This is a genomic window from Bradyrhizobium sp. B120 (genome assembly GCF_049075665.1).
Lineage (GTDB): Bacteria > Pseudomonadota > Alphaproteobacteria > Rhizobiales > Xanthobacteraceae > Bradyrhizobium.
In genome coordinates this window covers 2,279,087-2,293,930 of the sequence record NZ_CP185242.1, presented here as the reverse complement: position 1 = coordinate 2,293,930, position 14,844 = coordinate 2,279,087, and the positions used below count along the sequence as shown (strand labels likewise).

The 14,844-nt window shown below is 60.2% G+C and carries 6 protein-coding genes and 3 pseudogenes; 5 read left to right on the top strand and 4 right to left on the bottom strand.

Annotation, left to right across the window (positions count from 1 at the left end):
* Positions 1-865 precede the first annotated feature (865 nt).
* Positions 866-1,552: a Crp/Fnr family transcriptional regulator gene (locus tag ACOIX3_RS10680; protein ID WP_420969732.1), complete on the top strand. Its 687-nt coding sequence runs from the start codon at positions 866-868 to the stop codon at positions 1,550-1,552.
* A 370-nt stretch (positions 1,553-1,922) separates the two neighbouring features.
* Here ACOIX3_RS10680 and ACOIX3_RS10675 read toward each other — a convergent pair.
* A pseudogene (locus ACOIX3_RS10675) lies at positions 1,923-2,201 on the bottom strand (integration host factor subunit beta); the annotation flags it as partial.
* A gap of 1,771 nt (positions 2,202-3,972) precedes the next feature.
* On the opposite strand from ACOIX3_RS10675, the gene ACOIX3_RS10670 reads away from it, so the two are divergent.
* Entirely contained in the window at positions 3,973-5,088 is a 1,116-nt protein-coding gene (locus ACOIX3_RS10670) for a branched-chain amino acid ABC transporter substrate-binding protein (protein ID WP_420969731.1), read from the top strand.
* 1,276 nt (positions 5,089-6,364) lie between these two features.
* Here the strand turns inward: ACOIX3_RS10670 and ACOIX3_RS10665 are convergent.
* Together ACOIX3_RS10665 and ACOIX3_RS10660 are read right to left on the bottom strand one after the other, a co-directional pair.
* On the bottom strand, positions 6,365-7,675 hold the full coding sequence (locus ACOIX3_RS10665) for an HlyD family type I secretion periplasmic adaptor subunit (RefSeq protein ID WP_420969729.1): 1,311 nt from the start codon (positions 7,673-7,675) through the stop codon (positions 6,365-6,367).
* A complete protein-coding gene (locus ACOIX3_RS10660; protein WP_420969728.1) occupies positions 7,672-9,414 on the bottom strand; it encodes a type I secretion system permease/ATPase in 1,743 nt (580 codons plus the stop codon). The genes ACOIX3_RS10665 and ACOIX3_RS10660 overlap by 4 nt, the downstream gene beginning before the upstream one ends.
* A gap of 806 nt (positions 9,415-10,220) precedes the next feature.
* On the opposite strand from ACOIX3_RS10660, the gene ACOIX3_RS10655 reads away from it, so the two are divergent.
* Together ACOIX3_RS10655 and ACOIX3_RS10650 are read left to right on the top strand one after the other, a co-directional pair.
* The gene (locus tag ACOIX3_RS10655; protein WP_420969727.1) at positions 10,221-10,712 is read left to right on the top strand and encodes a calcium-binding protein; all 492 of its coding nucleotides are present in this window, start codon (positions 10,221-10,223) and stop codon (positions 10,710-10,712) included.
* Between the two features lie 387 nt (positions 10,713-11,099).
* Positions 11,100-11,351 (top strand): annotated as a pseudogene (locus tag ACOIX3_RS10650) (IS6 family transposase); the annotation flags it as partial.
* On the opposite strand, the pseudogene ACOIX3_RS10645 reads toward ACOIX3_RS10650, so the two are convergent.
* Positions 11,350-11,670, bottom strand: a pseudogene (locus tag ACOIX3_RS10645) (class I SAM-dependent methyltransferase); the annotation flags it as partial. The pseudogenes ACOIX3_RS10650 and ACOIX3_RS10645 sit on opposite strands and share 2 nt — an antisense overlap.
* A 1,652-nt stretch (positions 11,671-13,322) precedes the next feature.
* Between ACOIX3_RS10645 and ACOIX3_RS10640 the strand changes: the two are divergent.
* A complete protein-coding gene (locus ACOIX3_RS10640) occupies positions 13,323-14,837 on the top strand; it encodes a GMC oxidoreductase (RefSeq protein ID WP_420969726.1) in 1,515 nt (504 codons plus the stop codon).
* Positions 14,838-14,844: the final 7 nt, after the last annotated feature.

The window sequence follows — 14,844 nt, the reverse complement described above, 5'->3', positions numbered from 1 at the left end:
GCCGCGACTTTCCCGATCCGCATCTGTTACTTCGATTTGACGGCTTGTGGTGCAGTGCGCGCTTCATGAAGCCATACACCCTCAGCTGTGCGGCGTTACGAAGCGCGTTCTGTCTCGCCTCGCCTTCAAGCAATAGCGTCGCCTCGCTGGCGCGCGCATCTGCCTGCTCTTAGATCCGCCGTCAGAAATGTGACCTTCGTCTCTTACACTTTTTTATGCTCATTTCGGTAATCCACAATTTCTCTCTTAAACCAGTCGAGAGGTCCGGATTGCGACGGGCCCGACACGACCTGCATCTGGTGGATATGGCCGCAGCTTTTGCAGCGCAGCGTCCAATGCTCATCTCCAGCTCGCGAAGGCGTGATCCGCTGCACCACGGTAGCGTCCGCACATCGCTGGCATCGTGGACTCGATCGGACCCGCGGTGAGGGAGCTATGTGATCGGCCATTTTGATCTCCCGTGAGATTGCCAAAATCTAGTCCGGGGATCTAAGCTCGCCGCCAAGCCACCCTTTGGCGCCTTTCATGGGATCGCTATCCACGACCGACTGCTAAACACGATCGCATTTGGGGCACTCGAAGGTGCGGAGCAGGTAACCTGCTGCGCCCGGCGCAATGCAGGCCAGCTGCGTGCGGGTCCGGCAGAGCGGACAGTGCGGGCGCTCGATGGTGCTCAGCGGCGGACCGGTTGGATGCGTGCGAAAGCCGAGCATGCGGGCACCCTTTCTGGATCGGGCGGGCGCCCACCACATTGCCGGCCATCGACTGGGTGATTTTCTCCCCTTGGAAACTGGTCCGCTGGTCAATATTGACCACAGCCCACCAGTTTTAATATTTGGACATCGCTGGTCCGAAGGAGGGCCTTGTGAAGTCTACCAAGCGACAGTTCGATCCCCAGGCTTTTCTCGCCAAAGTCGGGGCCGGCAAGACGATATTGAAGTACCGTAAAGGCCGGATCATCTACGCCCAGGGCGAAGAGGCCGATAAGGTTTTTTACATCCAATCGGGCAAGGTCAAGGTGACCGTTGTTTCCGAGCAAGGCAAGGAAGCCGTCGTCGGCATATTGGATGCAGCGCAGTTTTTTGGCGAGGGTTGCCTGAATGGTCAGGCGGTCCGCGTTGGAACCGCAAGGGCGATGGAGGAGTGCCTTATCACCTCAATCACGCAAAAGGCGATGATGGCGGCGCTCCGCAAGGAGCCACGATTTTCAGAGCTCTTCGTGACCTACCTGGTGACCAGGAGCAATCGCATTGAAGAAGATCTGATCGACCAGCTCTTCAATTCGAGCGAGAAGCGGCTCGCACGCCTGCTGCTTCTGCTGGCCAATTTCGGAAAAGATGGCAAGCCAACGCCAATCGATGCGTCGATCAACCAGGCAACCTTGGCGGAGATGATCGGAACGACCCGATCCCGGGTGAGCTTCTTCCTGAACAAATTTCGCAAGCTCGGATTGATCAGCTACAACGGCAAGATTGAAGTGCATCGTTCGTTGTTGAACGCGGTCCTGTATGAAAAACCTCAACTGGAGAGAGACGAAGAACCCGCCCAATAATCGGATGATTGCGCGATCCCTATCTTGCCCTCGCACAGGCGGCCTTTTCGGGCCATCGATGACCGATGGTATCGCGCGTGGTGTTGCTTTTGCTGGTGATGTCACTGCTGGCGGTACTTTCGGTGTGCCGCGGCCGCTCAAATGGCAAGTCAATGTCGCTGACAACACCCGCCGGCCTCACCCTCATGACGAAGATCCGACCGGCAGGGGACGCTCTTCCTCAGTGTCATGAGTGACGAACACGGTCGCCTTCGTCCAGATGTCAAGTAGTACCTCTTGCGTCAAGAACCTCTGAGCATTCTCCGGTCGAAGTTGGCTGCGGCAAACCCTCGTCAGCTGACCTCGGTGGGGATATCGCCTTCTTTGTCGCATCGCGCTTCAGGCGCTCGCGTAGTTCCTTGCTGGCCTTGAAGAACGCAAGACGCTTTTGGTCAATTCGCATATTTCTCCCCGTTCGCGGATTGCGGCCCATGCGGGCCGGCCGAAGCTTGACCGAAAATACTCCGAAGCCACGCAGCTCAACCCGGTCGCCGCGCGCGAGTGCAGCAACGATTTCGTCCAGAATAGCGCCTACGATTTTCTCGCCGTCGCGCAGATAGAGATTCGCGTTGCGGTCGGTGATGCGCTGAACGAGCTCGGACCTGATCATCGACGGCGATGCCCACCAAATTTTTTGCGAGAGGCCATATCCTCGAAAGCGTCGACAATTGTCAAGCATGGCAGGTTTATGGCAGCCCGCTCAATAACGGTATCGCGCGATCAAAAGACAAGGCCTTTGCCGGTGGAACCCGAGTCGTTTCAGCTCGCCCGACATGCTCCAGCATTGACGCACGGCAACACCAAAGGAAGAGGTGCCACCGGCATATCCAGATCGAAATGGTTGTGGATTCGACGAACAGCCCATATGCGTCAGGCGCCTTGTTTTGGTTTCTCCCCGACTCTACTGCAGCAGCAGTTCAATGACGATACCCGCTTCTCCTCTCGCGGGCGAAACGCATCATCAAACGTCGAAGGGGGCGCGAGACTTCGGCTAGCGCGGTCCGTTCGCAGTCGAAATCGTTAGCATGACATAGGCCAGCCGGTGGACTTCGCGTTCGACAAAGCCCTCATCTATCGCTGCTTGTTGGCATGAGGGGCGGGATTGATGTAGTTGATGCCGAATGAGCCGGTGCCGGTGACCTGCAATACCCCAGACTCCTCTCCGATCCACGTTGACTGATCAAGTTTGGTAAAAAAACAAATTTACCGGCTTTGATCCGATCGCGGGCATTCTTGTCGCGCTTTTCGCCTGCTCGGTGATATCTCTCAGCTGAAACAGCTGTAAGCATCTCGGCAGTGTTAGGCGTCTGCGGTGGAGCCCAGATGCGCATAGCTAAACATTCCAGCTTCCAGGATCTGCGAAGGTACGACCGCTCTTGTCGCGCGATCACCTCAAGATTGCCCACCGCATCGATCACGCGCATGCCCTCTTATGCAAAGGGCCAAACCCGACGGCGGAGGAAGACAAATGCGAGGACGAAGGGATTTATGCGTGCCGGTACTCTCTCGCCCCCGCCCGCCGCGTTGCCGAGATGAGTGGCCCATTGAGCGCGTGTTCCAGCGGGCCGGATGCCACTGGCACTGCGAACAACTCGATATGCCCGCGCCTCTCCGCGAACACGTCCTCCTCTTAATGGATGGCGCCACGCACTGTTCGCGACGCGCCTTGGCAAGCAAGTTACCGCGACGATCTCGGGCTGATGGCAAACGGGCCCCCGCTAGCGTGGTGGATCCTGCATGAGCCTCCAATGCCAACGAACTCATCATCTTTGATCGGTTGTAGCGACGCAGATGCCAACCAATCGATCAATGGCAGCCGCGTCGCAATTGATGGCTTGTCCTTTTGGGCCAACGGTTGTTGGCATTCCCTATCAGAGCGGCCGTGGCTGGGTTTCAGAAGTGGCGAGCTCTGTACGCTACGGACTGAGCTATTTCTTTCATAGATGCCTGATTCAGCTAGTCTCCATCCAAGATAACCCTGTGCGTTACCTGGCGGGCCGGGATGAAAGTGGTCATGCGCCACGAACATGAGACGGGACGAGCGCGTTGTACGTTACCGTTACTCGTTCATACAGCTCTCGCTTTGCGCATGGCGCCTTGGCTCGTTGCCCCGTTGGGACGACGTCGGCAAATATCCATGTACTGCTTTCGAGCGATGAGCTGTCTGCCGACAGCTCTGCGAACCGTTGTGCGTTTCAGCGGCGCGGGCCGTTCCTTACCAAGTGCAGGTGGGCTCCTGCTCGCTCGTGGAAGTGCACGAAGGGGTTTGATGCGCGACCATGACTTTATCTCCGGCTGCTTTCTGGCGCTGACCGCCGCCGGGCTCGTTTTGCTCTGCTCGAGCTTACTCGCCGCTGCGTTTACCCTGTGAGGATTACCCCATGAAATCGTTCAAGCTGATCGGCTTTGCACTTGGAGCGTCGATGCTGTCCAGCGCGACATTTGCGGAAGACATCACCATCGCCGTCGCCGGGCCGATAACCGGGGGTGAGTCCGCCTTCGGGCGGCAGATGAAGAACGGCGCCGAGATGGCGGTGGAGCAGATCAACGCTTCCGGCGGCCTGCTCGGCAAGAAGCTCGTCCTCGACGTCGAGGACGATGCCTGTGATCCCAAGCAGGCGCGATCGGTAGCGGAAAAGGTGGCCGCCGCCAAGATCCCATTCGTTGCTGGGCACTTTTGCTCTTCGTCATCGATCCCGGCATCGGAAGCCTATGCCGACGGCGGCGTGCTGCAGATCACGCCGGCCTCCACAAACCCACTATTCACCGAACGCAAACTATGGAACGTGGCACGCGTCTGCGGCCGCGACGACCAGCAAGGCCAGGTGGCTGCCCGGTATATCACGAAGTACTTCAACGGCAAGAAGATCGCCATTCTCAATGACAAGACCACTTATGGTAAGGGGCTTGCCGACGAGACGAAGAAGGCCCTCAATAAGGCTGGCGTCATCGAGAAGATGTACGAGTCCTATAACAAGGGCGACAAGGATTTCAATGCGATTGTCTCGCGCTTGAAGCGTGACAATATCGACCTCGTCTATGTCGGCGGCTACCACCAGGAGGCGGGGCTTATCCTGCGCCAGATGCGCGATCAGGGCCTGAAGACCGTACTGATGTCGGGTGACGCGTTGGCCGACAAGGAATATGCCTCGATCACCGGCGCGGCTGGAGCAGGTACACTCTTCACCTTCGGGCCCGACCCACGCAGGAAACCGACGGCGGCTGCGATCGTCGATAAATTCAGGGCCAGGAATATCGATCCCGAAGGCTACACGTTATACACCTATGCTGCGGTGCAGGTCTGGACGCAAGCCGCAACCAAGGTTGGCACCACCGATCCGAAGAAGGTGATGGACACGATCAAAGCGGGTTCTTGGGACACGGTGATCGGCAAACTGGATTACGATGCCAAGGGAGACATCAAGCGGATCGACTATGTTGTTTATAAGTGGGACGCCACGGGCGGCTATAGCGAGACTAACCCGAGCGCCTTCTGACGCATCTTAGTCCGCCCCGTCAAAAGGGGTGCGTTCGCGGGGAGGTAGGCAGCGATTAATGCCAATCGATCGGTTGCTCCAAGGCGGCAAGCTACGGCCTGAAGAAATTGAATGTCTGAGGTCGGCCTATACACGGACCCTGCGCTCGCTTTGCTTGGTCGATCGTGACGACCCTATCGCCGAAATCGTCGCAAGGAAGGTTATCGAGATCGGCGCAAGAGGGGTTGGCGATCCAACGGAGATATCAAGGCTTGCCATTGAGGAGCTTGGCATCCGCAGACCGCCATCGGTTTAAAGCCAGCATCACGTACATGCGGATGGTCGGATCTCCCCTCCCGATCCATGCAGCACTAGGCCCCAACTCGGGCTCAATCGAAGACGGTTAGCCTGGCCTGAAGCAGATGTTTGAACGGTCAGCTGGATGAGTCGACCTGTTCGAGGGACGCAGTCCCGCATGCTACCGCTAGTGGCCGAGTTTCGGCCTTCGCGCCGCGCGACACGCATCGCTTTTGCCCATCGACCCAGGAAAAGTTCGCCCGGAAATGCCGCGGCCCCGCCCCCACAGAAAGGGCGGGGCCGCTCCCCCTCCCCCCGGGGGACGCCGCGCTGCGGATCACAACGGCAATGGTCTAACGTCCGCCTTCTGTCGATTCATCATTCGGCACGCGGCTGAGCCGCCTCATCTGCATCGCGGCTTTCGGCTCTCGGCATTTTCCGCGACATTCCGCAAAACGAGCGCAGAAAGCTGCGCAACTAGCTGTTTGAGGCGCGCTATTTCTTGCCTGCATCGCGCCAATTCGCGCTGTTCATCTGTCATTACCGATACTTCATAGTGGTTCCCAGCCATATGATTCATACTGAACTTTATCCGACCAGGCGAGCGCGAACGTCTCAAGCTGCGCTTCGTCCAAGATAATAATGGCAACCGCGCTCTTTCGCCAGCAAACACGGTACTCAGTGAGCAAATTATGTCGCTGCCTCCGCCTAGCGTGTCGTTCTGGCTGCAGATCTGAGCGTCTCGTACAAAACCCTGCTCGCATCACGAACGCTACCACGTGGCATGCCAGTTCGGTCTCGAGAACAAACACCTGTCCCGAGTTGACGCTCCATTCGGCTAGAACATGCCTGCGCGTTCGATGGGCTCGGGTATCGCCTTCTCCTTGTAGGACGGCATGACCGTTGGAGCCGAGGAGATCGGCGAGTCCCTTGGAAAACGCCGGAGGCGAAGTGAAGATCGCGGAGAGGGCGGGAATGATTTCGACGCATTGGGAAGGACTCACTTCTCGCGGAACGAGCGCATGAACTGGTCGCTCAGCGGCTTCATCAGGTACGACATCATGGTGCGGTCGCCGGTCTGGATGAAAGCTTCCACCGGCATGCCGGGGATGATCTTCACCTCGCTGCCGAGGCGCGCGACTTCTTCGGCCGGCATCGAGACGCGGATGGTGTAGTAGCTCTGCCCGGTGCGCTGGTCGGTGGTGACGTCGGCGGAGACGCGGGTGACGACGCCGTTCAGCTCCGGCGTGGTGCGCTGGTTGAAGGCCGAGAGCCGCAGCACGGTTTTCTGTCCGACCTGGAGCTTGTCGATGTCCTGCGGATTGACCTTGACCTCGACCGACAAGTCGTCGGCCCTCGGCACGATCATCATGATGGCATCGCCCGCCGTGACGACGCCGCCGACCGTGTGGACGGTCGATTGCAGCACCACGCCGTCCTGCGGGGCGCGGATGTCGATGCGGCGGAGCTGGTCTTCGGCGGTCACCTTGCGCTCGACGAACTCGCCGATCTTGTCGTTGGCCTCGCGCAGGTCCTTCGAGACCTCCGAGAGCATGTCCTTGTCGACCTGGATGATCTGCAACTCGGTCTCGGTGATCTTGCCCTTGGCCTGGGCGCGCGAGGCAATGTACTGCGCGCGCTCGCCGGAGAGCCGCGCCGCGTCGCGCTCCAGCGTCGTCAGACGGGTGAGCTGCACCAGATGCTGCTCATAGAGCTGGCGGACGCCGACCAACTCCTGCTGCACCAGCGCGATCTCCTTGTCCTTGGAGGTTTCCTGGGCCTGCAGGCCGGCGATTTCCTCGTTGAGCTGGGTGACGCGCTCGCGCAGCTGCGCCTTCTGGCCGGCGCGGCCGTTGACCCGCACTTCGAACAGCTTGGTTTCGTTCGCCATGATATCGCGGACGTCGGGATCCCTCGCCTGCTCGATGAGCTGCGGCGGATACGCGATCTTGTCGAGGCCCTGCTGCTCGGCCTGGAGCCGGGCCGCACGCGCATAGAGGCCGTTCAGCGTCTTGACCACGATCGCGAGGCTCGCCTTCACGACGGTCTCGTCGAGACGCACGACGACATCGCCTGCCTTGACCGTGTCGCCGTCGCGCGCCAGGATTTCGCCGACGACGCCGCCGGTCGGATGCTGCACCTTCTTGACGTTGGAATCGACAACCACCGAGCCCCGCGCGATCTGGGCACCCGAGATCGGCACTGTCGAAGCCCAGCCGCCGACGCCGCCGGCGAGCACCAGGACCACGACGAGGCCGACGATCAGGTGTTTCCTGATCGACTTGTGCGCGTTCCGCCGTTGCTCCTTCATGACTTCGCATCTCCCGCGTCGGAGACGATCTTGATCGGCGACGGCGCGACACGCTGCAGCACCTGGCCGAGCACGGCTTCCTTCGGACCGAAGGTCTGCATGCGGCCGTCCTTCAGCACCAGGAGTTGGTCGACGCCCTCGATGCCGATCGGCCGGTGTGCGACCACGATCACAACCGCGCCGCGCTCGCGGGCGCCACGCACCGCGCGGGTCAGCGCCTCGTCGCCTTCGCTGTCGAGATTGGAGTTCGGCTCGTCCAGCACGATCAGGAACGGATTGCCGTAGAGCGCGCGCGCCAGCGCGACGCGCTGCGCCTGGCCGGCGGAAAGCGCAGTGCCCTGCTCGCCGACCTGGGTACCATAGCCCTCGCGCATCTTGATGATCATCTGGTGCACGCCGGCCTCTCTGGCCGCCGCGATGATACCGTCGGACTTGGCGTCGGGATCGAACCGGCAGATGTTCTGCGCGACCGTGCCAGCGAACAGTTCGACGTCCTGCGGCAAATAGCCGACATGGCGGCCGAGTTGGTCCGACGACCACTGATCCAGCGCGGCACCGTCGAGCCGTACCTTGCCGCGCGCCGGCACCCAGACGCCGACCAGCGCCCGGATCAGCGACGATTTGCCGGAACCGCTCGGGCCGATCACGCCGACGCCGCTGCCGGCTTCGACGGCGAAGGTGACATCCTGCACGATCGGGCGCTGGTCGCCCGGCGCAACCATGGTCACCGCCTCGACCGAGAGCTTCTTCTGCGGCGCCTGCAACAGCGTCTGCTCCGGCCGCGCCGGAATCTGCTGCAGCAGGCGGTTGAGGCGCGGCCAGCTCTGCCGCGCGGCGACGGAGCTCTTCCAATGCGCGATCGCGAGATCGACCGGCGCCAGCGCCCGCGCGCTCAGGATCGAGCCGGCGATGATGATGCCGCCGGTGGCCTCCTGGTGGATCACGAGATAGGCACCGACCGCGAGCACGGCGGACTGCAGCATCATGCGCAGCGCCTTGGCGACCGCACCGAGCCCGCCGCTCACGTCGCTCGCGCGCTGGTTGCCCGTCAGATATTCCTCGTTGGCTTCGTTCCAGCGCTTGTTCATCCGCCCGGCCATGCCCATCGCCACGAGCACTTCGGCGTTGCGGCGGCTGGAGGCGGCGAGATCGTTGCGCCGCGCCGCCAGCGACATCGCTTCCCTCGCGGGCGTGCGCGACATGTATTCAGTGATCAGCGTCAGGGTCACCAGGATAACGGCGCCGACCAGCGCCGTGACGCCGAGCAGCCAATGGAACGCGAAGCAGATCAACATGTAGAACGGCAGCCAGGGCAGGTCGAAGAATGCGCCCGGACCCATGCTGCCGAGGAAGGAACGGACATTGTCGAGGTCGCGCAGCGGCTGCAGGCCCTCGCTGCGATTGCCGGCCATCAGCGGCAGCCGCACGATGGTGTCGAACACCCGTGCATTGAGCGCTTCGTCGAGCGCGGTGCCGACGCGGCCGAGGATCCGTCCGCGCAGCAGATCGAGCACGCCCTGGGCCATGTAGAGGACTGCGGCGATCACGACGAGGCCGACCAGGGTCGGAACGCTGCGGCTCGGCAGCACGCGGTCGTAGACCTGCAGCATGAACATCGAACCTGTCAGATAGAGCAGGTTGATCATGCAGCTGATGAGGCCAACGCCGATGAAGGCACTGCGGCATGCGCGCAGCGCCTCAGCCAGTTCGGAACGCCGGACAGCGGGCGCGACTGCCATTAAATCCAACATCTAAAACGGGTTACGTGAAAGCATGCGGCACCGACGTTTGTGGCCATCGTCCGTTGCATTCCCCCGGAGCAGGTTCGCGACCGCATTTCGGTGAGGGCGGCGGACTCTGAAAGAGTCATAAGCTGAAGGTGTGGTCGCCCTGCTACGCGTTCGAAAGCAGTATCCGTGGATCTGCACTTGCTCGATCGAACTACCCATCATTCTTCCCGGCCCTTCCCAGATGCATGTATTCCAGATGCATGTATTAATGAGTCAGGAGACGACACTCTGCCGTCCATCGTTCTCCAGACTCCTTGAAGCGAGATATCCAACGTCACGTGGCGCTCGAATTCGATCTCCTGGCGCATCATAGATTGCCTTCTCGTGTAGCTTGGGTCAGCGCTCGTCGAGAGCCTACAACCTGACGCCACGTAAACTTCAAGCTGTTTATTGGATTCCTGCTTGAGCCGGCTGCTTCAAATCTCGTGGTGGCAGGAGATCAAAACGATCTGGTTGTCTTGCAAGGAATGCGTCCCAGCGGCTTCCGTTGTGGCTCTGGCACAATTACAACGACCAAAAACCGCTGTGAGGTCTCGCATCCACCCACCATCAACGCGGCAACACCGATCGCGGTGTCGAGCCGGAGGGCAATTGAAAAACCACTTGCACAACGCTCGGCAGTCAGACGACTCATCGCATCCGTTTTGGCTGAGTGTGCAATCAGGTTTTCGTCAGCTTCGACGTTTATGTTTCGTAGCCAGAGCGCGATCACTTGCGTGACCGCTCGCCTAGCAGAGACAACACAGGAGAACGGCATGGCTATAATCCGCGGCACAAACTCCGACGATCACTTGGTTGGGACGCCCGATAGGGACTTTATCCAGGGCATGGGCGGGAACGACTGGATCGCTGGTGGTGCGGGCACCGATGATCTGGAAGGCAATCAGGGCGACGACACGCTCTCTGGTAATGCGGGCGACGATTTTCTGTTCGGCGATCAGGGCAACGATGTTCTGTTCGGCAATGACGGTAACGACAACTTCATGTTTACGAGCGGAAACGGCAAGGATGCCGTGATGGACTTCACGCTGGGGGATAAACTGCACATCGAGGAAGGGATCAATCATACGGGTATTCATACGCTTGCCGATCTTGTCAATCGCGTCGAAGGGGATGGCTCGAATTCTACCGTCGTTGACCTCGGAGAGGGTAATTCGATCACGCTCTCCAATGTGAATGCTGCCGACGTTCAGCATCATCCTGAACAATACTTCTCGATCATACATTCCAGCGATCTATTCATCTGACTTTTTCGGCCATACCGTTCGGCCGAAATAGGCGACCGGGCACGGCGATCGCTACGGCACATCCTTTCTGCCTACGGCGAGTCGCCGTTGCCCCCGACCAGATGATTGAACATCTCCGACTGGGCAGAGACATGGCGGTCCGGGATCATCGTCATGAAGTGCAGAGTTGCATGAAGCCCGGATGGGCCCTACGCCCCTGCCACGGTAGCGTTCCGGCACCGGGTGATACGAAGCGAATCGCCGAAGGCGAACGCACGAACACGCGAGATAACGCGCAAGCGCGCGTTGACCAAGCCGATCGTCGCCAATTGCGGCCGCGTATGAAGGCCGAGGATGGTACCGTCAAGTTAACGAATTTGGAGCGGCCGAGGGGGGTAGAGGACGGGCATGTTGGCCGCCCGGGCCGTTCTTTATCGCCGCCATCGCTTTCCACCGGAAGTGATCAGCTCTGCCGTTTGGTTGTATTTCCGGTTTCCTCCCTTAGGCTTGCGCATGGTCGAGGAAATGCTGGCGGCGCGTGGCATTGGCGTGCCCTACGAAACCGGACGTCAGTGGGCACGGAAATTCGGCAAGCCGTTCTCCGAGCGAATCTGCCAGCGCGCTCCCGCTCGCGGTGACAAATGGCATCTGGACGAGGTCGCGCCAAACCGACATCAGGCCAAGCTGCATAAAAATTGCGATCGAGGCGCACCAGTGTCTCAGAACTAATCGCCCTCATCTCACGCCGGGCGTAGCGATGACGCAAGCCCCCGAAGGTCAGTGGAAACCGATGCACCGCTGCGTTGATGCCGTAGGAACGGCCAACGTCAAGCACTACCGGCTTAAGGCCAGTTGCCGAAGCCTTCGCTGCCAGAATCTGGCGCACAACCGGCTCAGCCACGTCCGGGATCATATAGTCCAAGTCTCCCAGGACCGAGAAATATGCCCGCGGATCATCCGCCAGGCAAACACCTGAGATGGTGCGATCGTCCCCCCCCCCCGGGCTGAGCGGAAGCCGCTCGGGTGTCGCCGTGATAACTTCGAAGTTCTTAGTCTCAGACCTATGTTCGCTCATATGACCTCCTGGGTACAAGTCACCAGGAGAGTCTCTGACAATCAAACACCGCCCGCCATACGGGGTGACCTACAAGCCAACTGATCATCGACGTTGGCGATGCAACTCGGACAGCAAACAAGAACCTTCGAAATGACGACCTGAAGGTTCATGCCCGCCACATAGAAATGCGTAAGCTTCCGGAAAAGACAAACACATATGACATCACAAAAAATACGACGCGCAATGTGCCACAAGCGCTCACGTGGTACAGGCCCATCCATGAACGGAATGCGACATGCGTCTCCACCCCGCCGATGACTTAGCTGCTTGGCGGGGGACGGGAGCTTGAATTTCATGCGAGGGCAGCTCAAAGGCCTTGAATCGTACCTAGCGTCACGTTGTACCATCTCATAGTAGGCCACGAGGATCCCCGGCAAGTCGGCGGGCGCTACAGTCTGCTGCCAGCGGTGAGACGATGATGCCAATGCGGTCGATGTGTGTACAGCAGAGGGCGATGCCGGTGCCCCGATCATCGCCTGCGAGGTCGCGCGAACAGGCTCCGAGTGCTCGCCTCCGAACACGGTGGTTCTTCCCGACCCCTCACTGGCGGATGTCCACAGGGGATGCAGCCCTGCTGCGCTCTGCCGTCGGCGCGTTGACGCCGTTCGGAAAGCCGCGGTTCGTCTCTGTTCGGTGCCGCTCATCTAATCAGCATGACTCTGACGATCTTCCAGGACAAAGGACATACCTTCCCAAGCTTGTGCTGGCCGATGTTGAGCCGCAGTCCGCGAAAAATCGTCTTAGTTAACAAAGGAGGCGACGCCAGATTTGTCCGACAGCGATCGTTCGTAATTAGAATTTGCGGTGAATGTTTCGCCGCAAATATCCGTCGGCAGTCCTCCCTCTGTCGACGGCGGTTGGCGGGTTGCTTAGCAGCCCCGCTCCCCCAGACTGACTTGCGCCCGGCCCTCGAAATGAGGCCGGGCTTTTTTTGACCGACTATGAAGGGCAGCTTGGAATGTTCGCGCCCGCGTCCGATGATTGCGAAGACTTGGCAAGACAAGCGCGTCCTCAAGGCTCATCATCACGGGATCGCCTTGCCTGCTCGCGACCAACGATTGCACAGGCAGGAGTGTTGTTTGCGCCGACCAGCCCGTTGCCGGCGAAATCGGGACCTCAAAACGCTCCCCCGCATGACCCTCGACGCATCCGGATTCGAGGAGTATCGGCGAGCGCCCGTTCGATCGCTCAAAAACACAGGCGGGTGGATTGGACAACTGACTGAAACCTCATGGATCTCTTCGACATTCCTACTGCTTCCAGAAAAGCTGCTTGGTTATATTCATGCGGTTGCCGCCTGAAGGGCTTGAATCGCACGCGACGTCACATTGTACGATCTCGCGTAGTTCGCGATGATCCTTGGCAAGCGGCGAGGCCATACCGGGTAATCTGGGACTCTCGCATAGACCTGCCACGCGTTCAGCGCTGGATATGGCAATTGTCTCACGGCAGTTGGTCATTAATGAATAGGACGCGATTGCGCACCATCGATGTTCGTTGCCAGCGGGTGGGATATGACGGCCGATATCGTTGATGTATGTGTAATCGGGAGTGGTGCCGGCGGCTCGACGGTGGCCCACGAGATCGCCCAACACGGATTGCGAGTGCTCCTTCTCGAGCAAGGTCGGGCGCTTCCTCCCAACGCCTCGCTGGCGAGCGTCCAAAATGGCATGGATGCCGCCCTGGTGCTGTCTGCGGCAGGTACGATGACGCCGTTCGGACGTCCGTGGACCGTCTGCGCGCTCGGCGGCGGAATGACTTTGTATGCCGGAATAGCCTTCCGATATCGCACTATTGATTTTGACGCGCGTGCACATGTGGCCGGGGACGCGCTCGATCCGACCTGGCCGATCAGCTACGCCGAACTACGCCCGTTCTATGAGGAACTGGAATGGCGCATGGGAGTGGCCCGTTTAGCCGGGGCGGACCCGCTCGAGCCGCCGAGCGATCCGCCCGTTCTGCCCCCGCATCAGTACAGCGCGCAGGGCCGGTTGATTGCCGATGCGGGCGGACGCCTAGGCCGGCTACCGTTCCCCACCCCATTGGCAATCAACTCGGTGCCATATCGCGGCCGGCCAGCCTGTCACTGCGACGGGCCGTGCAACGAACATCTGTGTCCGACCGGCGCGAGGGCCGACGCATGCTCGCCGTTTACCGATACCTCCCTGCCGCCCGGCGCGCTCACGGTTGCCCTTGGCAGCAAGGCCGTCCGCATCGATCTCGGCAACGTCAGCCGTGCGGACTCGGTGGAATGGCTGGACACTCTGAGCCAACAACGCGCTCGGGTCCGCGCCCGCTGCGTGGTACTCGCCGGCAACGCAGTGCAATCTGCCGCCCTGTTGCTACGGTCAGCGCAGCGAGCAGCGCCCAACGGCATCGGCAACGCCTCGGGCATGGTCGGCAGTGGCATCTCGTTCAAAATCAGCGGCTACGTGTCGGGTTGCACCACGATCGATCCGCTGGCCGGGCACCCGGCCGGCGGCCCGTTCTCCACCGTCGCGATCTCCGATCATTACCTGGACGACGAGGCTCCTTCGGGGCTCGGCGGAATGATCTACGAAGCAAGTCGGGTTGAGCGCACGGACCAAGACGGAAAGATAACGCTACGGCTGCATTTCCTGGCGGCCGACCAGCCCATGCGCGGCAACGCGGTCCGACTGGCCAACAGTCGGGACGCGCTGGGCTTGCCGAAGATCATTCTCGACTACCAGACCCACCCGCTGGACAAACGCCGATTGGGCTATTTGTCCCGACGCGCGTCGAACCTGCTGGCCGAGGCCGGTGTGGAACAAGTCGATTATCAGGATTCCAATTATCAGTTTGGCAGTGGGCATCTGCATGGTGGCTGTCGGGCCGGGATCGATCCGACACAATCCGTGGTCGACCGCTGGGGCCGGGTGCATGACGTTGACAATCTCTATGTCGCGGACGGCGGCTTCTTCCCCTATTCCGGAGGCGTCAATCCGACCTTCACCATCCAGGCGAACGCGCTGCGGATCGCTCGAAGAATAGTCACGCAGCTGACCTGAGGGCATG